The organism is Pseudescherichia sp. (assembly GCF_032052675.1).
Classification (GTDB): Bacteria; Pseudomonadota; Gammaproteobacteria; order Enterobacterales; family Enterobacteriaceae; genus Pseudescherichia.
Genome location: NZ_DAMBWA010000005.1, coordinates 102,085 through 125,914, shown reverse-complemented (window position 1 = coordinate 125,914; position 23,830 = coordinate 102,085). Strand labels below are relative to the sequence as shown.

27 protein-coding genes are annotated in these 23,830 nt (G+C 54.9%); 13 read left to right on the top strand and 14 right to left on the bottom strand.

Going from position 1 to position 23,830, the window contains the following annotated elements; genetic code table 11:
- Positions 1-237: 237 nt before the first annotated feature.
- Positions 238-1,233 (top strand): glyceraldehyde-3-phosphate dehydrogenase, encoded by a 996-nt coding sequence (gapA, locus tag RTX96_RS09055; RefSeq protein WP_103821143.1) that lies wholly within the window; start codon positions 238-240, stop codon positions 1,231-1,233.
- Between the two features lie 76 nt (positions 1,234-1,309).
- Positions 1,310-2,194 carry a D-hexose-6-phosphate mutarotase gene (locus RTX96_RS09050; RefSeq protein ID WP_312670770.1) on the top strand — a complete coding sequence of 295 codons (885 nt, stop codon included), beginning with the start codon at positions 1,310-1,312 and terminating at the stop codon, positions 2,192-2,194.
- Between the two features lie 44 nt (positions 2,195-2,238).
- Here the strand turns inward: RTX96_RS09050 and RTX96_RS09045 are convergent, their stop codons facing one another.
- Both RTX96_RS09045 and RTX96_RS09040 read right to left on the bottom strand, forming a co-directional pair.
- Positions 2,239-3,093, bottom strand: coding sequence for an aldo/keto reductase (locus RTX96_RS09045; protein ID WP_312670769.1), 855 nt, complete (start codon positions 3,091-3,093; stop codon positions 2,239-2,241).
- A 122-nt stretch (positions 3,094-3,215) separates the two neighbouring features.
- Complete coding sequence (locus RTX96_RS09040) at positions 3,216-3,962, bottom strand: MipA/OmpV family protein (protein ID WP_103821146.1); 747 nt, start codon at positions 3,960-3,962, stop codon at positions 3,216-3,218.
- 444 nt (positions 3,963-4,406) lie between these two features.
- Here RTX96_RS09040 and yeaG point away from each other — a divergent pair, with 444 nt between their 5' ends.
- Both yeaG and RTX96_RS09030 read left to right on the top strand, forming a co-directional pair.
- The gene (yeaG, locus tag RTX96_RS09035; protein ID WP_103821147.1) at positions 4,407-6,341 is read left to right on the top strand and encodes a protein kinase YeaG; all 1,935 of its coding nucleotides are present in this window, start codon (positions 4,407-4,409) and stop codon (positions 6,339-6,341) included.
- A gap of 73 nt (positions 6,342-6,414) precedes the next feature.
- Positions 6,415-7,698, top strand: a complete 1,284-nt coding sequence (locus RTX96_RS09030; RefSeq protein WP_312269686.1) for a YeaH/YhbH family protein — start codon at positions 6,415-6,417, stop codon at positions 7,696-7,698.
- Positions 7,699-7,817: 119 nt separating this feature from the next.
- Here RTX96_RS09030 and yoaI read toward each other — a convergent pair whose 3' ends face one another.
- On the bottom strand, positions 7,818-7,922 hold the full coding sequence (gene yoaI, locus RTX96_RS09025; protein ID WP_279538280.1) for a small membrane protein YoaI: 105 nt from the start codon (positions 7,920-7,922) through the stop codon (positions 7,818-7,820).
- Between the two features lie 182 nt (positions 7,923-8,104).
- Here yoaI and RTX96_RS09020 point away from each other — a divergent pair, with 182 nt between their 5' ends.
- Positions 8,105-8,551, top strand: coding sequence for a DUF441 domain-containing protein (locus tag RTX96_RS09020; RefSeq protein WP_103821151.1), 447 nt, complete (start codon positions 8,105-8,107; stop codon positions 8,549-8,551).
- Here the strand turns inward: RTX96_RS09020 and RTX96_RS09015 are convergent.
- The 4 genes from RTX96_RS09015 to RTX96_RS09000 are packed head-to-tail and all read right to left on the bottom strand — an operon-like array spanning position 8,534 to position 11,636.
- Complete coding sequence (locus RTX96_RS09015) at positions 8,534-9,226, bottom strand: ABC transporter permease subunit (RefSeq protein WP_312269687.1); 693 nt, start codon at positions 9,224-9,226, stop codon at positions 8,534-8,536. The two genes, RTX96_RS09020 and RTX96_RS09015, sit on opposite strands and share 18 nt — an antisense overlap.
- Positions 9,216-9,989: an amino acid ABC transporter permease gene (locus RTX96_RS09010; protein WP_312670768.1), complete on the bottom strand. Its 774-nt coding sequence runs from the start codon at positions 9,987-9,989 to the stop codon at positions 9,216-9,218. Before RTX96_RS09010 ends, RTX96_RS09015 begins: the two co-directional genes overlap by 11 nt.
- The gene (locus RTX96_RS09005) at positions 9,989-10,810 is read right to left on the bottom strand and encodes an amino acid ABC transporter ATP-binding protein (RefSeq protein WP_312670767.1); all 822 of its coding nucleotides are present in this window, start codon (positions 10,808-10,810) and stop codon (positions 9,989-9,991) included. Before RTX96_RS09005 ends, RTX96_RS09010 begins: the two co-directional genes overlap by 1 nt.
- A gap of 1 nt (position 10,811) precedes the next feature.
- Positions 10,812-11,636 (bottom strand): ABC transporter substrate-binding protein, encoded by an 825-nt coding sequence (locus tag RTX96_RS09000; protein WP_103821155.1) that lies wholly within the window; start codon positions 11,634-11,636, stop codon positions 10,812-10,814.
- A 280-nt stretch (positions 11,637-11,916) separates the two neighbouring features.
- On the opposite strand from RTX96_RS09000, the gene RTX96_RS08995 reads away from it, so the two are divergent.
- Positions 11,917-13,104, top strand: coding sequence for a CynX/NimT family MFS transporter (locus RTX96_RS08995; protein ID WP_312670766.1), 1,188 nt, complete (start codon positions 11,917-11,919; stop codon positions 13,102-13,104).
- Between the two features lie 18 nt (positions 13,105-13,122).
- Here the strand turns inward: RTX96_RS08995 and RTX96_RS08990 are convergent, their stop codons facing one another.
- The gene (locus RTX96_RS08990; protein ID WP_103821157.1) at positions 13,123-13,830 is read right to left on the bottom strand and encodes a CTP synthase; all 708 of its coding nucleotides are present in this window, start codon (positions 13,828-13,830) and stop codon (positions 13,123-13,125) included.
- A gap of 103 nt (positions 13,831-13,933) precedes the next feature.
- Positions 13,934-14,239: a hypothetical protein gene (locus tag RTX96_RS08985; protein ID WP_312670765.1), complete on the bottom strand. Its 306-nt coding sequence runs from the start codon at positions 14,237-14,239 to the stop codon at positions 13,934-13,936.
- A gap of 246 nt (positions 14,240-14,485) precedes the next feature.
- On the opposite strand from RTX96_RS08985, the gene RTX96_RS08980 reads away from it, so the two are divergent.
- The gene (locus RTX96_RS08980) at positions 14,486-15,514 is read left to right on the top strand and encodes a GGDEF domain-containing protein (RefSeq protein WP_103821159.1); all 1,029 of its coding nucleotides are present in this window, start codon (positions 14,486-14,488) and stop codon (positions 15,512-15,514) included.
- 335 nt (positions 15,515-15,849) lie between these two features.
- Positions 15,850-17,664, top strand: coding sequence for a sensor domain-containing phosphodiesterase (locus tag RTX96_RS08975; protein WP_312670764.1), 1,815 nt, complete (start codon positions 15,850-15,852; stop codon positions 17,662-17,664).
- Here the strand turns inward: RTX96_RS08975 and RTX96_RS08970 are convergent.
- Positions 17,661-18,287, bottom strand: coding sequence for a LysE family translocator (locus RTX96_RS08970; protein ID WP_312670763.1), 627 nt, complete (start codon positions 18,285-18,287; stop codon positions 17,661-17,663). The genes RTX96_RS08975 and RTX96_RS08970 overlap by 4 nt on opposite strands.
- Positions 18,288-18,480: 193 nt before the next feature.
- Between RTX96_RS08970 and yncL the strand changes: the two genes are divergently transcribed.
- Positions 18,481-18,573 (top strand): stress response membrane protein YncL, encoded by a 93-nt coding sequence (gene yncL, locus RTX96_RS08965; RefSeq protein ID WP_103821162.1) that lies wholly within the window; start codon positions 18,481-18,483, stop codon positions 18,571-18,573.
- Between the two features lie 70 nt (positions 18,574-18,643).
- Here yncL and RTX96_RS08960 read toward each other — a convergent pair whose 3' ends face one another.
- The 3 genes from RTX96_RS08960 to RTX96_RS08950 all read right to left on the bottom strand — a co-directional run bounded on the left by RTX96_RS08960 (position 18,644) and on the right by RTX96_RS08950 (position 19,866).
- On the bottom strand, positions 18,644-18,973 hold the full coding sequence (locus RTX96_RS08960; RefSeq protein WP_312670762.1) for a type II toxin-antitoxin system RelE/ParE family toxin: 330 nt from the start codon (positions 18,971-18,973) through the stop codon (positions 18,644-18,646).
- The gene (locus tag RTX96_RS08955) at positions 18,942-19,178 is read right to left on the bottom strand and encodes a TA system antitoxin ParD family protein (protein WP_312670861.1); all 237 of its coding nucleotides are present in this window, start codon (positions 19,176-19,178) and stop codon (positions 18,942-18,944) included. The genes RTX96_RS08960 and RTX96_RS08955 overlap by 32 nt, the downstream gene beginning before the upstream one ends.
- 133 nt (positions 19,179-19,311) lie before the next feature.
- Complete coding sequence (locus tag RTX96_RS08950) at positions 19,312-19,866, bottom strand: histidine phosphatase family protein (protein ID WP_312670761.1); 555 nt, start codon at positions 19,864-19,866, stop codon at positions 19,312-19,314.
- Positions 19,867-20,006: 140 nt separating this feature from the next.
- Between RTX96_RS08950 and RTX96_RS08945 the strand changes: the two genes are divergently transcribed.
- Complete coding sequence (locus tag RTX96_RS08945; RefSeq protein WP_312670760.1) at positions 20,007-20,471, top strand: DUF2243 domain-containing protein; 465 nt, start codon at positions 20,007-20,009, stop codon at positions 20,469-20,471.
- A gap of 15 nt (positions 20,472-20,486) precedes the next feature.
- Positions 20,487-21,275, top strand: a complete 789-nt coding sequence (locus tag RTX96_RS08940; RefSeq protein WP_312670759.1) for a cytochrome c oxidase assembly protein — start codon at positions 20,487-20,489, stop codon at positions 21,273-21,275.
- Between the two features lie 54 nt (positions 21,276-21,329).
- Here the strand turns inward: RTX96_RS08940 and icd are convergent, their stop codons facing one another.
- Complete coding sequence (icd, locus tag RTX96_RS08935) at positions 21,330-22,580, bottom strand: NADP-dependent isocitrate dehydrogenase (protein WP_268108306.1); 1,251 nt, start codon at positions 22,578-22,580, stop codon at positions 21,330-21,332.
- A 120-nt stretch (positions 22,581-22,700) separates the two neighbouring features.
- On the opposite strand from icd, the gene rluE reads away from it, so the two are divergent.
- Complete coding sequence (gene rluE, locus RTX96_RS08930) at positions 22,701-23,354, top strand: 23S rRNA pseudouridine(2457) synthase RluE (RefSeq protein WP_312670758.1); 654 nt, start codon at positions 22,701-22,703, stop codon at positions 23,352-23,354.
- A gap of 10 nt (positions 23,355-23,364) precedes the next feature.
- Positions 23,365-23,823: an NUDIX hydrolase gene (locus tag RTX96_RS08925; RefSeq protein ID WP_103821168.1), complete on the top strand. Its 459-nt coding sequence runs from the start codon at positions 23,365-23,367 to the stop codon at positions 23,821-23,823.
- Positions 23,824-23,830: the final 7 nt, after the last annotated feature.

Here is a 23,830-nt window from a genome sequence, read left to right as displayed (position 1 = left end):
TGTAGCGGAGGAATTGTGATCTATTTCACGTTTTTATCCTGCATGCCCTTTAAAATCCACGCCGGCGGCCCCATACGGGTTGTAGCTGATTGGAATAGTGAGACGACATCGCCGCGCAAAGGTTATGCACAGGATTGATTTGTCGCAATGATTGACACGATTCCGCTTGACGCTGCGTAAGGTTTTTGTAATTTTACAGCCAACCTTTTATTCACTAACAAATAGCTGGTGGAATATATGACTATCAAAGTAGGTATCAACGGTTTTGGCCGTATCGGTCGCATTGTTTTCCGTGCTGCTCAGGAACGTTCTGACATCGAAATCGTTGGCATCAACGATCTGTTAGACGCTGACTACATGGCGTACATGCTGAAGTATGACTCAACTCACGGTCGTTTCAACGGCACCGTTGAAGTCAAAGACGGCCATCTGGTTGTTAACGGCAAAACCATCCGTGTTACCGCTGAAAAAGACCCGGCTAACCTGAAATGGGACGAAATCGGCGTTGACGTTGTTGCTGAAGCTACCGGTATCTTCCTGACCGACGAGACTGCTCGTAAGCACATCACTGCTGGCGCGAAAAAAGTTGTTCTGACCGGTCCGTCTAAAGATAACACCCCGATGTTTGTTAAAGGCGCTAACTTTGACAAATACGAAGGCCAGGACATCGTTTCTAACGCATCCTGCACCACCAACTGCCTGGCACCGCTGGCGAAAGTTATCAACGACAACTTCGGCATCATCGAAGGCCTGATGACTACCGTTCACGCGACTACCGCTACTCAGAAAACCGTTGATGGCCCGTCTCACAAAGACTGGCGCGGCGGCCGTGGCGCGTCCCAGAACATCATCCCGTCCTCTACCGGTGCTGCTAAAGCAGTAGGTAAAGTACTGCCAGAACTGAATGGCAAACTGACCGGTATGGCGTTCCGCGTTCCGACTCCGAACGTATCCGTTGTTGACCTGACCGTACGTCTGGAAAAAGCAGCGTCTTACGAAGAGATCAAGAAAGCCATCAAAGCCGCTTCTGAAGGCGAAATGAAAGGCGTTCTGGGTTATACCGAAGACGACGTTGTTTCCACCGACTTCAACGGCGAAATTTGCACTTCCGTGTTCGATGCCAAAGCAGGTATCGCACTGAACGACAACTTCGTTAAACTGGTCTCCTGGTACGACAACGAAACCGGCTACTCTAACAAAGTACTGGACCTGATTGCGCACATCTCCAAATAAGATGTGACACTCAACTTAAGAGCGACTTCGGTCGCTCTTTTTTTTGGCTTAAGACAGAGGATTGAGGGATACGAATATGATTAATAAAATTTTTGCTCTTCCGGTAGTCGAACACATTACCCCGGTGATTTCCCGCCGCCAGCTGGACGAGCTGGAGGTGCTTGTCATCGATCACCCGCAGGTAAAAGCCTCTTTTGCCCTACAGGGCGCGCATCTGCTCTCGTTTAAACCGGCAGGCGAAGAGGAAGTGCTGTGGCTGAGCGGCAATACGCCGTTCAAAAATGGCGTGGCGCTGCGCGGCGGTGTACCCGTGTGCTGGCCGTGGTTTGGCCCGGCGCAGCAGCAGGGTCTGCCCGCCCACGGTATTGCCCGCATCCTGCCGTGGACGCTCACCGCCCATAACGAAGATGAGAACGGCGTGGTGCTGACCTTTGAACTGCAAAGCAGCGACGCGACCCGTGAACTGTGGCCGCACGATTTCACCCTCTTTGCCCGCTTTAAGCTTTGCCAGACCTGTGAGATTGAGCTGGAAGCCCACGGCGAGTTTGAGACCACCTCCGCCCTGCACACTTATTTTAACGTGGGCGACATCAGCGCGGTGAAGGTTAGCGGGCTCGGCGATCGTTTTATCGATAAGGTGAACAACGCCCAGGAAGATGTTTTGACCGACGGCGTGCAGACCTTCCCGGACCGTACCGACCGTGTCTATCTCAATCCGGAAGCGTGCAGCGTTATCCACGACGGTGCGCTAAATCGCGCGATTGAGGTGATCCACCACCATCACAGCAACGTGGTGGGCTGGAACCCAGGCCCGGCCCTCTCTGTCAGCATGGCCGATATGCCGGACGATGGTTACAAAACCTTTGTTTGCGTGGAGTCAGCCTGCGTGACCGTACCGCAGAAAACCACCGAAGAGAAGCCGTCCCGTCTGGCGCAAACCATTCGCGTGAGCAAGCGTTAATCGTTAAACGCGCTGTGCCCTCTCACCCAGAGAGGGCTTTTTCTCTACACCACATCCAGCGGCGTTTTGCGGCCCGGTGCCGGAAAGGCACGATCAAGCTGGCTCAGTTCATCCGCTGACAGAGTTAAATCGAGCGCGGCAGCGTTCTCCTTAACGTGCGCGACGCTGGCGGCCTTCGGGATCGCCATTACACCCTTATGGCTGATAACCCATGCCAGCAGCACCTGTGCGGCACTGACGTCATGCCCGTGGGCGATCTCGCGAACGGTAGCGTTTTCCAGCAGGCCATCGCGCAGGCGGCCAGCCTGAGCTAGCGGACAGTAGGCCATCACCGGCAGATGCTGCTGCTGGCACCAGGGCAGGAGATCAAATTCAATGCCGCGGGAGGCGAGATGGTAGAGCACCTGGTTGGTCACGCATGCTTTCCCGCCCTCAACCTGCCAGAGTTCCTGCATATCGCTATAGTCGAGATTGGAGACGCCCCAGCGGCGGATTTTTCCCTGGCGGATCAGGGTCTCCATCGCCGCAACGGTTTCGGCCAGAGAGTAGTTACCGCGCCAGTGCAGCAAATAGAGATCGAGATAGTCGGTGCCGAGACGGCGTAGACTGGCTTCACAGGCGGAAATCGCCTTCTGGCCCCCCGCATTCCACGGATAGACCTTCGACACCAGAAACACCTCGTCGCGCCTGCCCATAATCGCTTCACCTACCACCACCTCTGCACCACCGTCGGCGTACATTTCAGCAGTGTCGATAAGGGTCAGGCCGAGATCCAGTCCGGCGCGAAGCGCTGCCACCTCGTTTTGCCGCTGACGGGGATTTTCACCCATATACCAGGTGCCCTGCCCGATAGCGGCCAGCGGCTGGCTGTCGGCAAACTGCACACGTTTTTCTGTCATGGTTTCCTCCTGGTTTGATTCTCCTGGAACGATTGCCCTACCGTAAAACAAACAGGGCGCAAGCGCCCTGTTGATATGTCTGGATCGTGCATGTGGAATGCACGATGCTTTGAGTATAAGCGTTAGAAGCTGTACGTCACCCCGGTAGAGAAGACCCCGGCCCAGGACTTATCAACCATCGGGCTGTCTTTGATCTCATCCCCCAGACGGGTATAGCGGCCTATGCCATATACGCTCCAGCTATCGTTCAGCTGGTAGCTGGCGCTCAGCTCCAGGTACGGACTCCAGTCGCTGTCTGGATCATAGGTACGCAGACCGCTGCTACGAGACTCATGACCCGAGACGCCGTAGTAGTATTCGTTCTGGTTTTCGCTGCTCCACTCGGCACCAATCCCCGGCGTCAGGGTTAGACCGCCGTTGGTATAGCGGTAGAGCCAGGCCAGATCCCAGGTGATACCGTTGCTGTTATCAAGCGTGTCGCCAGCCAGTGAGGTGCGTAAAAAACCGTACTGGGTGTTATGCACATAAGACAGACCCGCCATCAGCGTAGATTTACGCTTATCGAGCTGGCGCAGCTGCCAGTCATCGCTGTCTTTCGGCCGGAAGTGGAACGGATTGTAGTAGGCGGTGATAGAGAGCTTATCGCTGTCATCGTTCCAGAGATAGTAGCCGCCGCCGAGGCCGTGGAACCAGAAGTTCTCGCCTTCGTAGTTGATCACCGGGACGGGGGCGACTTCGCGATCGTAATCTTTATAAGGTGTCTCAAGCACACCGACGCCCGCGCCAATCGACCAAGGGCCCGCTGCGTTTGCCGTTGCGGCACATGATGCGATAAATACACCAAGCGCCAGAAATTTGAGTTTGGTCACAATCCTTTCCTTCCTGTAGTCAAATAATCAGCGGGAGCAGTGTAACCGCCCGCCTCCGTCATCCCAAATTTTTTCACTGATTATTATATAACTGAACGCAACAGCATGCTTTTTTAGCATGACAACCTGCTTAAGGTTAGATGACAGAGAGATGAATCGTCTTCACCACCCTTTATCTATGAAGAAAATAAATTTAGATGAGTTATTGATATGTCATTGAAAGTAGATTGCCGTGCAATGCAAGTTTTGCAAATGCCATCTACGCTTAATTTTAAGAAGGTGTATCGCGGGCGCGTTAACTGCTGGCGTTCACAACCTGGCATAAGGGTTGCTGTATTCCGGTGCTGAAGTAGAGCTAGCGTCGTTCAGCTTATCTCTTCCGGGAGCCTCCACTATTCATATGAACGGCTCTTTTCTTGTGCTAAAACGAAAGGACGGCATGCCATGAATATATTCGATCACTATCGCCAGCGTTATGAAGCTGCCAAGGACGAAGAGTTCACCCTGCAGGAGTTTCTCACCATTTGCCGCCAGGATCGCAGCGCCTATGCGAATGCGGCAGAACGGCTACTTACGGCTATCGGCGAGCCCGTGATGGTAGATACAGCTCTTGAGCCCAGGCTTTCCCGTCTATTTTCGAATCGGGTTGTCGCACGTTACCCAGCGTTTGAAGAGTTTTATGGCATGGAGGATGCCATCGAGCAGATTGTTTCCTATCTGAAACACGCTGCACAAGGGCTGGAAGAGAAGAAACAGATCCTTTACCTGCTGGGGCCGGTCGGCGGCGGTAAATCCTCCCTTGCTGAGCGCTTGAAATCACTGATGCAGCGCGTGCCGATCTATGTACTGAGCGCCAACGGCGAGCGTAGCCCGGTAAACGACCACCCTCTGTGCCTGTTTAACCCGCAGGAAGATGCGCAGATCCTTGAGAAAGAGTACGGCATCCCGCGCCGCTATCTCGGCACGATTATGTCACCGTGGGCGGCCAAGCGCCTGCATGAATTTGGTGGCGATATCACTAAGTTCCGGGTAGTAAAAGTATGGCCGTCCATCCTGGAGCAGATCGCCATCGCCAAAACCGAACCCGGCGATGAGAATAACCAGGATATTTCCGCGCTGGTGGGTAAAGTCGACATCCGCAAGCTGGAAAACCATGCCCAGAACGATCCTGATGCCTACGGCTACTCCGGCGCGCTGTGCCGGGCCAACCAGGGCATCATGGAGTTCGTCGAGATGTTTAAAGCGCCGATTAAGGTGCTGCACCCGCTGCTGACGGCAACCCAGGAGGGGAACTACAACGGTACGGAGGGGATCTCCGCCCTGCCATTCAACGGCATTATCCTTGCTCACTCGAACGAATCTGAGTGGGTGACATTCCGTAACAACAAGAACAACGAAGCCTTCCTTGACCGCGTCTATATCGTGAAGGTGCCCTACTGCCTGCGCATCTCGGAAGAGATCAAAATTTACGAGAAGCTGCTTAATCACAGCGAGCTGGCTCATGCCCCTTGCGCGCCGGGAACCCTCGAGACGCTGTCTCGCTTCTCTATCCTCTCGCGTCTGAAAGAGCCGGAAAACTCCAGTATCTACTCAAAAATGCGTGTCTATGACGGCGAAAGTCTGAAAGACACCGATCCGAAAGCGAAGTCTTATCAGGAGTATCGGGACTACGCCGGGGTAGACGAAGGGATGAACGGGCTATCGACGCGCTTCGCATTTAAAATTCTCTCCCGGGTCTTTAACTTTGACCACGTTGAGGTCGCGGCGAACCCGGTACATCTCTTCTATGTGCTGGAGCAGCAGATTGAGCGTGAACAGTTCCCTCAAGAGCAGGCCGAACGCTATCTTGAGTTCCTGAAGGGTTATCTGATCCCAAAATATGCCGAATTTATTGGTAAAGAGATCCAGACCGCCTACCTGGAATCCTACTCCGAATACGGTCAGAACATTTTTGACCGTTACGTGACCTATGCGGATTTCTGGATCCAGGATCAGGAGTATCGCGACCCGGATACCGGTCAGCTGTTTGACCGTGAATCCCTGAACGCAGAGCTGGAAAAAATCGAGAAGCCTGCCGGGATCAGCAACCCGAAAGACTTCCGCAATGAGATCGTCAACTTTGTACTGCGCGCCCGCGCCAATAACAGCGGCCGCAATCCGAACTGGACCAGCTACGAAAAACTGCGCACGGTCATCGAGAAGAAAATGTTCTCGAACACCGAGGAGCTGCTGCCGGTGATTTCGTTCAACGCCAAAACCTCTACGGATGAGCAGAAGAAACACGACGATTTTGTCGACCGGATGATGGAGAAAGGTTATACCCGTAAACAGGTGCGCTTGCTGTGCGAATGGTATCTGCGCGTTCGTAAATCGTCCTAAAACAGAGGCCCGGTAGCGCACACGCCTACCGGGCCGACCACTGGAACGGCAAAGCACCGTGGATGGAGGGCTTATGACCTGGTTCATCGACCGGCGTCTTAACGGCAAAAACAAGAGCACGGTTAACCGTCAGCGTTTCTTGCGCCGTTATAAATCGCAAATAAAGCAGTCGATCTCCGAGGCGATCAACAAGCGCTCGGTGACCGACGTAGAGAGCGGCGAGTCCGTCTCTATTCCTTCAGAAGATATTAGCGAACCCATGTTCCACCAGGGTCGGGGTGGCCTACGCAACCGTGTACATCCTGGCAACGATCACTTTGTGCAGAACGACCGTATCGAACGTCCGCAGGGCGGCGGCGGTGGCGGAGGTAGCGGCCAGGGTCAGGCAAGCCAGGATGGCGAAGGCCAGGACGAGTTTGTCTTTCAGATCTCGAAAGATGAGTACCTTGACCTGCTGTTTGAAGATCTGGCCCTGCCAAACCTGAAGAAGAACCAGCATCGGCAGCTTAACGAGTATAAAACGCACCGCTCGGGCTACACCTCCAACGGGGTGCCAGCCAACATCAGCGTCGTGCGCTCGCTGCAAAATTCGCTGGCACGCCGAACGGCGATGACGGCGGGTAAACGGCGCGAGCTGCGGGCGCTGGAGGAGGATCTGACAACCGTTGCGAAGAGTGAGCCTGCACAGCTGCTGGAAGAGGAGCGACTGCGTAAGGAGATTGCTGAGCTGCGGGCTAAGATCGAGCGTGTCCCGTTCATCGACACTTTTGATTTGCGTTACAAGAACTACGAGAAGCGTCCGGAGCCTTCAAGTCAGGCGGTGATGTTTTGCCTGATGGACGTCTCCGGCTCAATGGACCAGGCCACTAAGGATATGGCCAAGCGTTTTTATATTCTGCTCTATCTCTTCCTGAGCAGAACCTATAAGAACGTAGAGGTGGTCTATATCCGCCACCACACGCAGGCGAAGGAGGTCGACGAGCATGAGTTCTTCTACTCTCAGGAGACCGGCGGGACGATTGTCTCTAGCGCGCTGAAGCTGATGGATGAGGTAGTTAAGGAGCGCTACGATCCGGCGCAGTGGAATATCTATGCGGCGCAGGCGTCGGATGGCGATAACTGGGCCGATGATTCACCGCTGTGTCATGAGATTCTGGCGAAGAAAATATTGCCGGTGGTGCGCTACTACAGCTATATCGAGATCACCCGTCGAGCGCATCAGACCCTGTGGCGTGAGTATGAGCATCTGCAGGCAACGTTTGAAAACTTTGCTATGCAGCATATCCGCGACCAGGAGGATATCTACCCAGTCTTCCGCGAGCTGTTCCATAAACAGACCTCGGATTCTCACAACTAACACCTACCCAGCCGGTAAAGCGATTTACCGGCTGCCCGGCGGCGCTTCGCTTGCACGGGCCTACAACAGCATGCAGAACGTGTAGGCCGGGTAAGGCGTTAGCCGCCACCCGGCGTCTGTCACCCCATCCGCTCCAGAATAAGCACCGACGCGACCAGCACGGCGATGATGCCTAAAAAGGATGAGGTAATAATCAGCGTCTCGGTCAGCATCGGATCGTTCATTTTGTCGTCTCTTTTCTGCGCGATACAGCATTCATAATAGGGCGACATGAACATTCAATGACAGCCAAACTGTTTTTAAGTGAAACTTTTAGGAACTTTCGTAGCGGGGTGAAAAAGTTCTGCTGCCATACGCAGATAGGGTAAAGTAAGCGGGCTTCTTTTTTTGCCTGGAACCACCCTTTATGTTCGATACCACGCTGTTTATCCTGCTGGGCCTGACTGCCCTTGGCTTCATTAGCCACAACACTACCGTTGCCGTGTCGATCATGGTGCTGATTATGATCCGCATGACCCCGCTGAACGTCTATTTTCCGTGGATTGAGAAACAGGGCCTGACCATCGGGATTATCATTCTCACCATCGGCGTCATGGCCCCGATCGCCAGCGGCACGCTGCCGCCCTCAACGCTGCTGCACTCCTTTGTAAACTGGAAGTCGCTGATTGCCATTGCGGTTGGGATCTTTGTTTCGTGGCTTGGCGGACGCGGCGTCGCGCTAATGAGCGCGCAGCCCTCGCTGGTAGCGGGACTGCTGGTAGGGACGGTGCTGGGCGTGGCCCTGTTCCGGGGCGTGCCGGTCGGGCCACTGATTGCGGCGGGTCTGGTATCGCTGCTACTTGGCCGCCAGTAAGCTACGGCGCTGCCAGCGCTTAACCGAGTGCTCCAACAGGGTACAGAGAAGGTAGTAGACCAGTCCGGTAAAGATAAACAGCGCTGCCGGATAGACCTGCACCCGGCTGTTGACCTGGCCCGCGACGGTGGTCAGCTCCGGGACGTTGACAATAAACGCCAGCGACGTGTCTTTCAGCAGGGCAATGAGCAGCCCCACGTAAGAGGGAAGCGCGTTACGCAGCGCCTGCGGAAGCAGCACCCAGCGCAGCAGCTGGACGCTGCTGAAGCCTCCCGCCAGCGCCGCCTCATGCTGTCCCTTGGGCAACGAGCCGATGGCAGCAAGCGTGGAGTACATCACCGAGGCAGAGGTAAACCACGCCAGCGCCAGAGTCACGGTCACCGCACCGGGCAGATCGGCCCCGGTTAACATCGGCAGCAGAAACCACAGCCAGAAGATAACGAAGATCAGCGGAATGCCGCGGATGATCTCCGCCCAGGCAAACAGCACGTTGCGCGGCCAGCCCTTGAAGCGCCAGGCAAGGCAGGCCAGCGCGATCCCGCCGGGAAAAGCCAGCAGCGCCGCCCCAAGCGTCATCAGCACCGACAGCAGCACCCCGCCCGGCTCGCCCTGAGCCGCCCGGCCCAGCAGCAGATAGTCCAGGTTATCGGTAATTACCGTGATATTAGCGATCATCATGCACCTCCCTGCGCGCCATCGCCCTCTCCTGTCGCGCGGCACGCCACCACACCGGCGCGTTGAACAGCAGGCTCATCACCAGCCCCAGCAGCAGATAGAGAACGCTGCCAACGGCAAACGCCTCCAGCGCATGGGCGTTGTAGCTCTCAATCTGCCGGGTCTGATAGGTTAGCTCGGCAAAGCCAATCCCGGTCGCCAGCGACGAGAGCTTCATCAGGTTCAGATACTGTCCCACCACCGGCTGCCAGGCGTTGCGTAACCCCTGGGGCAGCAGCACCCAACGAAACAGCGCCAGCTCGCTGAATCCTTGCGATTTAGCCGCCTCAATCTGCCCCTTTGCTACGGCATGCAGCCCGGCCTGAATCTCCTCCACCAAAAAGGCGGCGGTAAACAGGCCCAGCGCCCAGGCAGAGCTGAGGAACTCCGGTGTAAACCACCAGACGTCCCCCGGCAGGATGCTGAAGGCGTGATCGTCATTGACGTACTGACGAAAACCCTGCGGCAGTAGGTTCCAGGCGGCAAAATACCAGAACAGCAGCTGAACCAGCAGCGGCGTGTTGCGAAACAGCGATACCCATACGGCGACCACTCCGCGCCCCAGCGCGCCTCCTGCCAGCCTGAGGGAGAGCAGCAGTACGGTCAGCACCGTGGCCAGTAAAATGCCAGCAACGGTGACCCAAATAGTGGTGAGAAAACCGGAAAGGATCCACTGCGCAGGCTGGCCGGTAAGCACCCCGGCCCAGTCGAGATGGATGTTCATTACAGCTCCCGGTTTTCTGCATGCAGCGGGTTAAGCACCTTCTGCAGGAAGCGCTGCGCCCGGGGATGCAGCGGAGCGGTAAAGAACTGTTCCGGTGCAGCCTGCTCAAGAATTTCACCGCCGTCGATAAAGATCACCCGGTCGGCTATCTCGCGGGCAAACTGCATCTCATGGGTCACCACGATCAGTGTCATGCCGCTGTGGGCCAGGCTGCGCATGACCTGTAACACTTCACCGATCGTCTCGGGATCGAGCGCCGAGGTCGGCTCGTCAAACAGGATAATATGCGGCTTTGCCGCCAGGGTGCGGGCGATTGCCACTCGCTGCTGCTGGCCCCCAGAGAGCTGGGAGGGCAGATGGTGCGCCTTATCGCGTAATCCGACCCGCTCCAATAGCGCCAGCGCCGTCTCCTCCGCTTCACGCTGCGGCTGGCCGTGCACTTTGGTTAACGCGAGGGTGATATTATCCAGCGCGTTAAGATGGGCGTAGAGGTTGAACTGTTGGAAGACAAAGCCTACATGTCGTCGTAGCTCGCGCAGCGCCTTGCCTGTCAGGCTGCTGGTGGGTTTACCGTCAACGTAGATTTCGCCTTCGCTCACCGTCTCAAGCTGGTTGATCAGGCGGATCAGCGTCGATTTACCCGAGCCGGACGGCCCGCAGACGGCAAGCACTTCACCAGCATGAACCTTAAGATCGATCTGCTTTAAGACCGGGTGATTGCCATAGCGCTTACTGACCTGGCGGAACTCTACCGTGCCCGCCTGCACGGGAAACGCCTCCGTGGCACTGGCCACAGAGGCGGAGAAAAGACCTGCAAACATATTACTTCGCTTCTATTTTAAAGCTGCGCGGCTGAGGCGTTTTGGTCTGCGGACCAAACCAGGTATCGTAGATTTTGGCCGCGTCGCCACTCTGCTCAAGCTTCACCAGCTCGTCGTTCACCGCGTTCAGCAGCGCCGTTTCACCTTTAGGTACGCCCACACCAATCTCCTCTTTAGAGAGCAGATCCGGCAGAATTTTGAACTTGGCTTTATCCGGCGCTTCTGCCAGCAGGCCAGCCAGAATGGTGCTGTCCTGAGTGATCGCCTGTACGTTACCGTTACGTAGCGCGGTCAGGGCCAGCGGAATATCGTCATAGGCCAGCACGCGCGCCTGCGGGAAGCGCTGATGCAGCGCCTGTTCGCCGGTCGTGCCTTTCACCGCGCCGATACGTGACTTGCTGTAGGCGTCCAGCTTATCCGCGCCGTCTGCCGCCACCAGGAACTGCTGGCCTGTAACAAAGTACGGCGTAGAGAAGTCGATAACCTGCGCACGCTCCGGCGTAATAGTGATGTCGGCAACGATCAGGTCAACCTTGCCGGACTGCAATAGCGGAATACGGTTCGCCGGGTTGGTGGCGACCAGCTCCAGCTTCACGCCGAGGCTTTTGGCCAGCGCTTTAGCGAAGTCAACGTCATAGCCCACGATGTCATGAGTTTTAGGATCGACTGCGCCAAACGGCGGGTTAGCATCAAAGGTTGCGACTTTCACTACGCCAGCCGATTTAATATCGGCCAGTTTGTCGGCGTGAGCGGCAAAAGAGAGCGTTGAAAGGAGTGCCAGCGCGGAGAGCGTCCAGGCTTTTTTAGACTGTGTAAGAGTTGCCATGCTTAATCCCTGTTATCCCTTGTTATAAGTATTAAGCGCTACGTTCACATAAGCATCGGCGGCAGACAAATATCAAAAAGTGCATTACATATCCAGAAAAGTTATGAAAAACAGTGCAGCCAAAGAATGTGCTTATCTAAGCCCCATGCTCGCCATAAACTCTCTAAATCCATAAATAGAATGTGGCTATATAAGCAGAAAATATTCAGGCACGGTCCGCTGCTTTCATCCCTGAGAAAAAGCGTTATCCTGTCAGCAACGTATTCAACCTGAGAAAACAATGACTAGCCTGACCTCCTCCGGCCGCAAACAGGGAATGCTGCTGATTGCCGGGATCTTAATGATTGCCACCACCCTTCGCGTCACCTTTACCGGTGCCGCCCCGCTGCTGGATGCCATTCGCGCTGACTACGGCCTGACCACGGCGCAAACCGGGCTGCTGACGACACTGCCACTGTTGGCTTTTGCGCTTATCTCCCCGCTGGCGGCCGGTGCCGCACGCCGGTTTGGCATAGAGCGTAGCCTCGCCACGGCGTTGATCCTTATCTGTGCAGGTATTGCCCTGCGCTCGCTGCCGTCTGCGACGCTGCTGTTTATCGGTACGGCGGCCATCGGCTGTGGGATTGCGCTGGGCAACGTGCTGCTGCCCGGGTTGATTAAGCGCGATTTTCCCCGCCAGGTTGCGAAGCTTACAGGCGCCTATTCGCTGACGATGGGGGCAGCCGCGGCGCTGGGTTCGGCGCTGGTTGTGCCTCTTGCGCTACATGGGTTTGGCTGGCGGGGGGCGCTGCTGATGCTGATGGCTTTCCCACTCCTCGCCCTGCTGCTGTGGCTACCCCAGACAGGCCGTCGGGCGGCGAGCAGTTTGACCCAGGCGGGCACTTTGCAAAACCGCGGGATCTGGCGATCGTCCCTGGCCTGGCAGGTGACGCTCTTCTTAGGCATCAACTCGCTTATCTACTATGTGATTATCGGCTGGCTACCGGCGATCCTGCTCAGCCTGGGCTACAGCGAAACTCAGGCGGGTTCCCTCCACGGATTGCTACAGCTGGCAACCGCCGCGCCGGGTATTGCTATTCCGCTTATTCTGCACCGCCTGCGCGATCAGCGCAGCATCGCCGCGCTGGTGGCGCTGATGTGCGCCGTCAGCGCCGCCGGGCTGTGGCTGGTTCCCGCTCACGCGGTGCTGTGGACGGTCATCTTTGGTTTTGGTTCGGGAGCGACGATGATCCTCGGTCTGACCTTTATCGGTCTGCGCGCCAGCTCGGCGCATCAGGCGGCGGCCCTCTCCGGTATGGCGCAATCGGTGGGGTACCTGCTGGCAGCGTTTGGTCCACCGCTAATGGGTAAGATCCACGACGCCAGCGGCGACTGGCGTATTCCGCTCATCGCCTGCGCCCTGCTGTCGGTGGTGATGGCCGTATTTGGCATCTTTGCCGGACGCGATCGCGAGATCGACGCCCGGTAGAGGTGGCGCTACAGAAGATTAATTACTGGCGACGCGCAGCAGGGCATGGACCAGCGGAGCAGGACGCCCGCTCAGCGCAGCACGCTCATGTTGGAACAGCGTCGCAACAAAAAACGGGTGCGTGACCAGTTCAACGGCGCGCACTTCCCCCTCTTCATCCCAGCCGGTGACCCGAAGATCGCTCTTATCCAGCTCGGCGGCAAACTCTGGTGCTACGCCATAGTTACAGTGATAGCCCTCATCAATCGCATCTTTGCCGTAGGCACGGGAAATCAGCGTATTGGGACGTAGTTCAATGGTGCCGGTTTGCTCCACCAGCGAACAGGCCAGCGGCGTGACGACCATGCGTCCTTCGCTATCGGTTTCTGCATGGGCTGCATCGTCCCATCCCATTACATTTCGCGCATACTCGATTAGCGCATGCTGGAATCCGCCGCAGGTGCCAAGAAACGGCACGCCGTTCTCGCGGGCATAGCGAATTGCCGTAAAGGCGCCCTGGGCATTTTTATAGGGGCTTGCCGGTACGACCCAGATGGCATCATAGCCCACCAGGTCGTCTGCGCTGGCGATCTCATCGGTTGCCAACCAGTCATAGTCAGCTATCAGTTCCTGCACGGCGGCGGCATCATCAATAGCCAGAGGGATAGCCTGGTGCGCAACAACGTCAGGGTTATAGTCGCCTACGAGAGCGATACGCAGCGTTTTTTTCAAAGGAGTGTGTTCCATGCAGGAGTCCTTATGTCAGGGGCAAATTACGGATAACATAAGGAGCCTCAGATTACCGATCTTTTACTGGTATCACAATACCTTAAAATAGGTGGGCTGCGGGTTAGCACCACTCACGAGCGTCGACCTCTTCCGGCTGGGGATCCGGCAGAAGCGGCATCAGGTGTTCAGCACGTACGAACGCGAATCCCTGCTGGCCGTCAAAGGCCACGACATCGCCGGTAACCAGCCATAGGGCGCGTGGGGCTGTCACCGGCATGTCGGTTATCACGCCGTTAACCGGGTTAAGAAAACGGTCTCCTGGCTGACACAGGGCAAACAGCTCTACGGATTTACCAATATTGCGGCGTCCAGCAGGCGTTTGTGCGCCAATAACCATCGCCAGGCTGCCCGGTTTTAACTGAAACATAGCTCTCTCGTTCACAGAAAAAAGAATTTGCGGTTAGGATAATTCCTAAGCGAAATTTTACTCTGAGAGACATGTCATTGTCACCACAGTAATTCATGCCTGCGATCAAAACCGCTGATGTTTTCCTGCCGATGGGAAAACATGATATATGAATCCGCCGCTTTTCATGTTTTACTGTACGCATAGTCCAAATATTCACCATAACGTATAAGGGGTTTTTCCTTTATACCGGAGTAAAAGATAGACATGTCAGATATTATTCTGGCTCGCGTCTCGGAAACCCTCGCAAGTGAACAATCTGTAGAAAGCCTGGTTCGCCAGCTGCTAGAGATGCTTGAGCTGGTGACCGAAATGGAGTCAACCTACCTGACCAAAATCGATATTGACGCCCGCCTTCAGCATATTCTGTATGCCCGGAACAGCAAGCAGATGAATATCCCGGAAGGGCTCTCTGTGCCGTGGGGTGATACGCTCTGCAAGCGCGCCCTGGATGATGAGTGCTTTTTCAGCAACAATGTTGCTGAGCACTGGAGCGACTGTGGGCCGGCCCGCGCGTTAGGCATCAAAACCTATCTCAGCACGCCTGTCCATCTGGCCGACGGGACGCTGTACGGTACGCTTTGTGCTGCCAGCGCCGAAACGCATGCCCTGAGCGTGCGAGCGAACCAGGTTCTGCAGCTCTTTGCCGGGCTGATTTCCCAGGCGATCCAGAAAGAGTCGCTGGTAGCGCAGCTGCGGGAGGCCAATGCGGCACTGATTGCCCACTCCTACACCGATGCGCTCACCGGCCTGCCTAACCGGCGGGCAATATTTGATAATCTCACCACCCTCTTCTCACTGGCGCGCCATCTGGATGTGCCGGTAATTATCGCCTTTATCGATCTCGATAACTTTAAGTCGATAAATGACAGCTTTGGCCATGACGTGGGCGATCTCTTCCTGGTGCAGATAGGTAAGCGGATCCTGCAGCAGTGCGACGGTAACGACATCGCGGGCAGGCTGGGCGGCGATGAGTTTATGCTTGCTTGTCCAGGCAGCGCTCGTGGAAAAAGTGACGAAGCCTATCTTAGTGAGCTTAAGGCGCGTCTGAGTGGACATATTACCGGTGACTATACTCTGGGGGACATACGTATTTATTATCCCGGTGCCAGTATTGGTATAGTAGAAGTTGACCCAACGCAGACCGACGCCGATACTGCCCTGCGCATGGCCGATGTTGCCATGTACCAGGAGAAGAAGAGTCGGCATAAAAGCCCTTTTATTGTTCTGGATTAATTCATTATTTAGCAATCTTTCAGGAGCAAGGCGTGAAAAAAACAACAGTTATTATGCTGATCGTGGCGATCGTTGTCGTTGCCGGTACGCAGTTGGGCTGGTGGTAATCTCTTTCGTTCCCCCTGGTACTTTATATCGTCTGCCTGCTTTCTGAAGGTTGACGATATATTCTATTGCGCTTTCTCCTGTTTCACTCGTGCTTTTACCGTGTTGACATCGGCTATGCTTTAAAAAGCATCACCGCGTGGATGCTATGTTAATTTGGTGTTACAAATAATATTACGTCGGTTCAGATTTTTACTGTTTCAGATCGTAATCTGGGCAGGAGCTCAAACATGTTCAGCGGACTTAACAAGAACGAAACTAAAAGACTGGCGGCACTTGCACTCTTACGCAAGCACGATAAAGCGCGTGATACCGCTCTTGGTGAATTTGCGAGTCTGGCTAGCGAAATAATGGGCGTCAGCGGATGCTTCGTGACCATTTTTGACGACCAGTATCAATATATTAAATATGTAAAGAACATCTCCCGGCTGCAAATAAAATCCCCTATTCCAGAAACGATGTGCCAGTATGCCGTCGCCAGCGCCGAACCGGTTATCTGCCACGATACACGCACCGACAGTCGTTTTGCTCATCACTCTCTGGTCATCAGAGGGCAGGTTATCTTTTATGCCGCTGCGCCGCTGCAAACAAAAGAGGGGTTTGTCCTGGGCACGCTGTGCGTCAGCCATACTCAGCCGGTCGCACCCACCGACGAGCAGATTGAAAACTTCCTGCGCGTTGCCGCCCTTGCCAGCACCTATCTGGAGGCCTGGTACTCGCTGGGCCGCATCGACGGCCTGACCGGACTGCCCAATCGCCAGTTCCTTCTGCAAGAGATAGAGAAGCTGGTGCAGGATAACAACGCGCAGCGCTGGTCGCTGATCCTTTTTGACTGTATTGATATGCCCCGCGCCTATGAACTGGCGCGCTATCTTGGTCTGACAGCAGTTGAAAAGATGCTGCGCGGTTTTGGACCTCTGCTACGCCTGCGCCTCAAGCTGCCCTCCCGGATGACGCTGTTTGCCTTTGCCCCTGGGCGTTATGCCGTCCTGGTCGAGGCCGCACTTGCCCAGACGCTGATCCAAAAAGCCGGATCCCTGCCGGATATCGAAGCGCAGATCCGCGGCGACATTGATATTCAGCTCAAGGTCCATACCGGCTACGTCAACTTCATCCCGCAGGATAACGATCCGCATGAAATTTTGCGCCAGGGCATCAGCGCTCTGCATGAGGCGATGCGCGAGCAAGTTCCTGTTCTGGCATTTGATCCTCTGCTCGATCAGAAACGTAATAACCACTTCCGGCTACTGCACGATCTTAGCGAGGCGATCAAAGCAAAAGATCAGCTTTATATGGTCTACCAGCCCAAAATTTCTCTGCACACCGGTCTGACCGAGGGCTGTGAAGCGCTGCTTCGCTGGCATCATCCGGTGCAGGGCAATGTGCCTCCGTCCACCATTGTTCAGCTTGCTGAGAAAACCAGCCTGATGACGGATATTACCCAGTGGGTAATCAAAACCGTGATTGCCCAGCTTCAGGCCTGGCGTAAAGCCGGGATTGGCCTGCCAATTTCAATTAACGTCACGGTGAGTGACTTCTCACGGCAGGGTTTTGCCGACGAGCTGGAGAAGAAGGTGCTTCGTGCCGGACTCACCGTAGCGGATCTGCGCATTGAATGTCTGGAGACCGAAAAGGTGCTGGAGAGCGATGAAGCACTGTACGAGCTGGGTCAGCTGAAAAAGAGAGGCTTCAAGATCCTGCTGGATGATTTTGGCGCAGGCTACAGCAACATCAGCTATCTGCGACGCATTCCTTTTGACATCATTAAGCTTGATCGTTCGCTTATCAGCCAGATTGTCACCGACTCCGATAGCCGCATTATCGCCCGCAACGTCATTATGATGCTGAAGGATCTGAACTACCTGGTGCTCGCCGAGGGAATTGAAGACAGGCAAACGGCCATGATGTTAAAAGAGTATGGTTGCGATGAAGCGCAGGGGTATTACTTCTCCAGGCCGATTTCCGCAGCGGAAATTCCGGCCTGGCTGGCAAAGGGCAGCGCGGTGGATAAGCTACCCGGTCTGCTGCGGCATGGAACCTTTTAGCGTTTACTCAACGCCAGCTTAGCGGCAAAGAGAATAAACAGCGTGCCGGTGGTGCGATCCATCCAGCGGATTACCGCGCTGCGTTTCAGGAAACGGCCGAGCGGACGCGTGGCCAGAATCAGCACCGTTGACCAAGTCTGCCCCAGAACAACGTGGATCGCCACCAGACCAAAGGTCCAGACGATCAACGGCTGACCGTGGGGAATAAACTGCGGTAAAAAGGAGACGTAAAAAACGCCCATTTTGGGGTTTAGCAGATTACCCAGCAGCCCCTTCATAAACCCGTTCTGCTTTGCCTTAGGTGCCTCGCCCTCTGCCGCCGCGGTTAACCCACCCCCGCGGCTTAGCAGCATATTCACGCCCAGCCAGCAGAGGTAAGCCGCGCCGCAGTATTTCAAAATGGAATAGGCCAGCTCAGAGACGGCGATAAGTGCCCCCAGACCAAACGCCACCATCGCTCCCCAGATAAAACATCCGGCATTAATACCCAGCGCAACTTTAAACGCCTGTGCCCGGCTCTCAACCGAGGCGGTACGCAACACCAGCGCGGTATCCAGCCCTGGGGTCAGGGTAAGCAGCGCGGCAGCCAGCGTAAATGCCAGCAGGGAGTCATATAGGGTCAAGCTGTGTCTCCATGAATATGTAAAAGATGCCTAATCATACTTTACGTCAGGCGAGCGCGGTCTATACTTCTTTCATTGTAAATGCCCGGCAATTTTCGTGAAATGGTTGCCCTGCGGCATACACCATTTTTGGTAGTTTTTACTTCATTGAATTGGTTTAAACTCCTCGTCACGTAACCGAAAGGACGCAACAATGAATGTATCAAGCAGAACGGTAGTCTTGCTGAATGTGTTAGCCGCAGCGGGTCTCTTTCTGACACTCTCTTCTAAGTACAACTGGTTTTGATACTGTTTCAGACCGGGTTGTAGGCAGGTAATGGAAAACGGGAGCCAACTGGCTCCCGTTTTTTTATTGATTAGCCGATAAGCTTTAGATCGACTTTGCGGTTATTTTTTTGATCTTGATAGAAATTTTCGTGCGAACCTATGCTTAGCAGGTAGAGCTCCAGCTTATCCTTGACCCAACTGTATCCCAGAAGCGCTTGCTGTTTGTTTAGCTGAAATTTATGAACCCAGAGAAAGCTGAGATCTCCCCTCTTCTGCTCGCCTATAGCTGGGTTATCAATGATTTTATCGATCTCATCCTCTACCACCCTCAGCAACGAGGTCGGCAGTTTGTCCAGTGCCTTTTCGAAACGGCGACTCTGGTAAACATCACTTTTTTGAACGCCCTGTCCTTCTGGCATATCGCGTCACCTTCTGGTTTTTGATTTCGCTTTGCGCCAGTAGGGTTTCATTGATAAAGCTGTAGGGAAGATCGGGGTTATCCTCCGCAATCTGCCCTATTTTGGCCCAGTGCTCAATTTGCCTGGGAACGCTGCGGTTTGCAGCTTCAGCATGAATCTTTACGTCGCTAACGAAGTCATCGTCTAAACGAATGCTTATGGCCATATCACCTGTCTCCCGGATTAAATCACCTTGCATGGAAAATGCCTACGCAAAGCGTGCGCATGTTCAATATGCGACATTTTGTCGCATTATGCAATCTTTACGCTATGATGCTGCAAGAGAGGATTTATCTGGTTTACCTTTTATAGCAGTATCTCACCGTCCCCCAGTATCCTGACTCCCCATCCGTCACTTTTGTCCAACCAGCACGCTCGAGCTCTTTGGCTATCAGCTTGTTCATTATCCCGTGCCCCATGCTGAATACCCGATTATGCTCATGGGCGAAGGCTGCCAGGCGATCCGCAACGCTTTTCGCTCTCTTTTTCGCATCAGAGCAGGACTCACTGTTCGACGACGCGCCCACTAACCAGAAAAGCCTGAAGAGCACCAGCCACAGCGAGGGCGAAAGCTTAATCGTCGGTACGTTGAAGATTGGCAGCGGAGCTTCACTCAGCTCATTTAAAATGAAATCTGGCTTTACGCCCAGCGTCTCAAGGGAGGAAATTGCCCGAGGCAGCGGGCTGCTGACGATGAGCTTACTGTTTTGACAGGCTGCATTGACCGTCGGCGCTGGCGATCCAGAAATACGTGACGCGTCATACGCCAATACCCACTCCCGCATGCCTGCCGCACTCACGCTGCCAGACTTTTTTAAATCGGGTTTGCCATGCCTTACTAACGTAATCTCCATTGCGGATAATTTCCCTTTGAATATCAAACAGCTTTAACAAATCAGCAGATTAGCACCTTTACCTGCAACATGTCTCCGGAACCCGGCTGTTTTCAACTACGCTTTTTAAGTAAAATTTTACTCTTGCTCAGGAGAGCGCAATGCCGCCATTAACGTCTTCTCGTCAGTCCGACCTAAAACGATCTCTAACAGCCACTGTTCCGCTTGGCATCGGTATGATGGCGGCGATTGATGAAGTAGTATTCCACCAGCTTCTCGCCTGGCATCACTTCTTTGACTGGGGCACTCCGGCGTTTAGCCTGCTGTCGGATGGATTGCTGCACTCCGCTGAGCTGATTTTCTTTGTGCTTGGCTTCTTTATGTTTTCCAGGCTCTACCGTCGCGGCGCGCTTAACCGAACGGCAGCATGGGCGGGGTTCGTGGTAGGAATGGGTGGCTTTCAGCTGTTTGACGGGATTGTCGATCATAAGCTGCTCAGGCTGCACCAGATCCGCTACGTTGAAAACGTTCTGCTCTACGATGTTATCTGGAACGGAATTGCCCTGCTGCTGTTGCTGGTAGGCTATCTGCTATTTCGCCGCGCGCGCCGTACGGCAAGGGGTTAAGTCGTGGAGCCGATGATGCATCATCCAGAAGCCGCACCTTCAGCCGCGCTGTTCATTCTTCTGGTCATCGTTCCTGTGGTGCTGCTCTGCTTTTATCTGTTCGCCGCCTTGCGGATACGCCGTACTGCTCGCTGGCGTAGCTGGCGCATCGTCAGCTTTACCGTCGGAACCGTATTGATTGTGACCTCTATGCTGCCGCCCCTGGCAAGCTGGGCCCATCACGATCTGCGCGGCCATATGCTGCAGCATCTGTTTTTAGGGATGTTTGGGCCTCTTGGGCTGGTATTTGGCGCGCCGGGTTCGCTTTTGCTACGCAGCGTTTCAGCCCGAACGGCACGCGGCATCATGAATTTTCTCCGCGCCCGCCCGATACGTTTTTTGATCCACCCGGTCACCGCTGCGTTTCTGGATATAGGCGGCATGTATCTGCTCTATCTCACGCCTTTTTATACGTTGAGCATGAGCGATCCCGTGCTGTTTGTTTTGCTACACGTGCATTTTGTTCTCTCCGGCTACCTGTTTACCTGGTCTGTCGCCGGGCCGGATCCCGCTCCCCATCGCCCATCCAGGCACGTACGGCTGGCAGTGATCTTCTTCGCCACCGCCGCACACGCGATCCTCGGTAAGCTCATGTATGGCTATGGATATCCGCAGGGCACCCAGGCCAGCCTTGCAGAGATTCAGGCGGCCGCGCAGTGGATGTATTACGGTGGCGATCTTGCCGAGTTTCTCATTATTATCGGCTTTTTTGCAGCGTGGTTCCGCCAGCACAGCGTCCTGCCTGGTGCTTTGAAGGATTTTTAAGCATAAAAAACGGGAGCGCATTGGCTCCCGTCTTTCGCTAACCAGCGTAGCTGATTACATGTTCGCGATAATCGCGTCACCAAACTCTGAGCATTTCAGCAGCTTAGCGCCGTCCATCAGACGTTCAAAGTCATAGGTCACGGTTTTGTTGTTAATCGCGCCTTCCATGCCTTTAACGATCAGGTCTGCGGCTTCGAACCACTCCATGTGACGGAGCATCATCTCAGCAGAGAGGATGATCGAGCCTGGGTTGACCTTGTCCTGACCTGCATATTTCGGTGCAGTACCGTGGGTTGCTTCGAACAGCGCGCACTCGTCGCCAATGTTCGCACCCGGTGCGATACCGATCCCGCCAACCTGGGCTGCCAGGGCGTCGGAGATGTAGTCACCGTTCAGGTTCATACAGGCAATCACGTCGTACTCAGCCGGGCGCAGCAGGATCTGCTGCAGGAACGCATCAGCGATCACATCTTTAATGATGATCTCTTTGCCGGTGTTCGGGTTTTTGATCTTCTGCCACGGGCCGCCGTCGATCAGCTCACCGCCGAACTCTTCCTGTGCCAGCTGGTAGCCCCAGTCTTTGAATGCGCCTTCGGTGAACTTCATGATGTTGCCTTTGTGCACCAGGGTCACGGAGTCACGATCGTTGGTGATCGCATACTCAATGGCCGCGCGCACCAGACGTTTGGTACCCTCTTCCGAGCACGGCTTGATGCCGATACCGCAATGTTCCGGGAAGCGAATTTTCTTCACGCCCATCTCTTCGCGCAGGAATTTGATCACTTTCTCAGCGTCAGCGCTGTCGGCTTTCCACTCAATACCGGCATAGATATCTTCGGAGTTTTCACGGAAGATCACCATGTCAGTCAGCTCCGGGTGTTTAACCGGGCTTGGCGTACCCTGGTAGTAACGTACCGGGCGCAGGCAGACATACAGGTCCAGCTCCTGGCGCAGGGCGACGTTCAGGGAACGAATACCGCCGCCGACTGGGGTAGTCAACGGACCTTTGATTGCTACACGATACTCACGGATCAGATCCAGGGTCTCGGTCGGCAGCCAGACGTCCTGGCCATACACCTGGGTCGATTTCTCACCGGTATAAATTTCCATCCAGGAAATTTTACGCTCACCGTTGTAGGCCTTTTGCACAGCGGCATCGACCACCTTGATCATCGGCGGCGTCACGTCCACACCGATACCATCACCTTCGATAAACGGGATGATCGGATTGTTAGGCACGTTCAGCTTGCCGTCTTGCAGGGTGATCTTACTACCTTCCGCCGGAACAACTACTTTGCTTTCCATTCACCTCTCCTTCGAGTTCGAGCGTGTTTTCGTTCTGCTGTTTTGTTAATAAATTGTAATGGGCCTGTCAATACTAACTGATTGTCGGCTGGCATGAAAGGCGCAAGTTATTCCGCTATAATGCGGCAATTGCTAACATCTGAAAATACCATGCGCAAAACTTCTTTTACAGATCACCGGGTTAAGCGATTCAGCTCACAACAACCCACTCAACGTCACGGCAAAAACCACCCAAAGCGGGTGATTTTGTTCAATAAACCCTACGATGTCTTGCCGCAGTTTACCGACGAAGCTGGACGCAGCACGCTGAAAGATTTTATCCCCGTCGCCGACGTTTATGCCGCAGGCCGTCTGGATCGTGACAGCGAAGGGCTGCTGGTTCTGACCAACGATGGCGCACTGCAGGCGCGGCTGACGCAGCCGGGCAAGCGCACCGGAAAGATCTACTACGTTCAGGTCGAGGGTGAACCCGGCGAGGAGGCGCTGGCGGCGCTGCGTAATGGGGTGACGCTCAACGATGGTCCTACTCTACCCGCCGGCGTCGAGCTGGTCAGCGAGCCTGAGTGGCTATGGCCACGCAATCCGCCGATCCGCGAGCGGAAATCCATTCCTACCGCCTGGCTGAAAATTACCCTCTATGAGGGGCGTAACCGCCAGGTCAGACGCATGACCGCGCACGTTGGTTTTCCCACGCTGCGTCTAATCCGTTACGCTATGGGGAATTACACGCTGGAAAATCTCGCTAACGGTGAGTGGCGAGATGTTGCTGAATAAGGATGAAAGTATGTTTAAACCGCACGTTACCGTTGCCTGCGTAGTGCATGCCCAGGGCAAGTTTCTGGTTGTTGAAGAGACCATTAACGACAAGGCGCTCTGGAACCAGCCTGCCGGACATCTTGAGGCAAATGAAACCCTGGTGCAGGCCGCCGCACGCGAGCTGTGGGAAGAGACCGGTATTGATGCGGTACCCCAGCACTTTATCCGCATGCACCAGTGGATTGCCCCGGATAACACCCCCTTCCTGCGCTTTCTGTTTGCCATTGAGCTTAACGAAACGTGCGCTACCTGGCCTAACGATGGCGATATCGATCGCTGCCTGTGGGTCAGCGCCGATGAGATTTTAACCGCCTCCAACCTACGCTCGCCGCTGGTGGCGGAGAGTATCCGCTGCTATCAGAGCGGAGAGCGCTATCCGCTGGCGCTGATCGGCGAATTTAACTGGCCTTTTACAAGTGATGCCTGAGGCGCGC

Coding starts and splice junctions, on each gene's coding strand:
- gapA (WP_103821143.1), top strand. CDS start 238: ATGACTATCAAAGTAGGTATCAACGGTTTTGGCCGTATCGGTCGCATT.
- RTX96_RS09050 (WP_312670770.1), top strand. CDS start 1,310: ATGATTAATAAAATTTTTGCTCTTCCGGTAGTCGAACACATTACCCCG.
- RTX96_RS09045 (WP_312670769.1), bottom strand. CDS start 3,093: ATGACAGAAAAACGTGTGCAGTTTGCCGACAGCCAGCCGCTGGCCGCT.
- yeaG (WP_103821147.1), top strand. CDS start 4,407: ATGAATATATTCGATCACTATCGCCAGCGTTATGAAGCTGCCAAGGAC.
- RTX96_RS09030 (WP_312269686.1), top strand. CDS start 6,415: ATGACCTGGTTCATCGACCGGCGTCTTAACGGCAAAAACAAGAGCACG.
- yoaI (WP_279538280.1), bottom strand. CDS start 7,922: ATGAACGATCCGATGCTGACCGAGACGCTGATTATTACCTCATCCTTT.
- RTX96_RS09020 (WP_103821151.1), top strand. CDS start 8,105: ATGTTCGATACCACGCTGTTTATCCTGCTGGGCCTGACTGCCCTTGGC.
- RTX96_RS09015 (WP_312269687.1), bottom strand. CDS start 9,226: ATGATCGCTAATATCACGGTAATTACCGATAACCTGGACTATCTGCTG.
- RTX96_RS09010 (WP_312670768.1), bottom strand. CDS start 9,989: ATGAACATCCATCTCGACTGGGCCGGGGTGCTTACCGGCCAGCCTGCG.
- RTX96_RS09005 (WP_312670767.1), bottom strand. CDS start 10,810: ATGTTTGCAGGTCTTTTCTCCGCCTCTGTGGCCAGTGCCACGGAGGCG.
- RTX96_RS09000 (WP_103821155.1), bottom strand. CDS start 11,636: ATGGCAACTCTTACACAGTCTAAAAAAGCCTGGACGCTCTCCGCGCTG.
- RTX96_RS08995 (WP_312670766.1), top strand. CDS start 11,917: ATGACTAGCCTGACCTCCTCCGGCCGCAAACAGGGAATGCTGCTGATT.
- RTX96_RS08990 (WP_103821157.1), bottom strand. CDS start 13,830: ATGGAACACACTCCTTTGAAAAAAACGCTGCGTATCGCTCTCGTAGGC.
- RTX96_RS08985 (WP_312670765.1), bottom strand. CDS start 14,239: ATGTTTCAGTTAAAACCGGGCAGCCTGGCGATGGTTATTGGCGCACAA.
- RTX96_RS08980 (WP_103821159.1), top strand. CDS start 14,486: ATGTCAGATATTATTCTGGCTCGCGTCTCGGAAACCCTCGCAAGTGAA.
- RTX96_RS08975 (WP_312670764.1), top strand. CDS start 15,850: ATGTTCAGCGGACTTAACAAGAACGAAACTAAAAGACTGGCGGCACTT.
- yncL (WP_103821162.1), top strand. CDS start 18,481: ATGAATGTATCAAGCAGAACGGTAGTCTTGCTGAATGTGTTAGCCGCA.
- RTX96_RS08960 (WP_312670762.1), bottom strand. CDS start 18,973: ATGCCAGAAGGACAGGGCGTTCAAAAAAGTGATGTTTACCAGAGTCGC.
- RTX96_RS08955 (WP_312670861.1), bottom strand. CDS start 19,178: ATGGCCATAAGCATTCGTTTAGACGATGACTTCGTTAGCGACGTAAAG.
- RTX96_RS08950 (WP_312670761.1), bottom strand. CDS start 19,866: ATGGAGATTACGTTAGTAAGGCATGGCAAACCCGATTTAAAAAAGTCT.
- RTX96_RS08945 (WP_312670760.1), top strand. CDS start 20,007: ATGCCGCCATTAACGTCTTCTCGTCAGTCCGACCTAAAACGATCTCTA.
- RTX96_RS08940 (WP_312670759.1), top strand. CDS start 20,487: ATGCATCATCCAGAAGCCGCACCTTCAGCCGCGCTGTTCATTCTTCTG.
- icd (WP_268108306.1), bottom strand. CDS start 22,580: ATGGAAAGCAAAGTAGTTGTTCCGGCGGAAGGTAGTAAGATCACCCTG.
- rluE (WP_312670758.1), top strand. CDS start 22,701: ATGCGGCAATTGCTAACATCTGAAAATACCATGCGCAAAACTTCTTTT.
- RTX96_RS08925 (WP_103821168.1), top strand. CDS start 23,365: ATGTTTAAACCGCACGTTACCGTTGCCTGCGTAGTGCATGCCCAGGGC.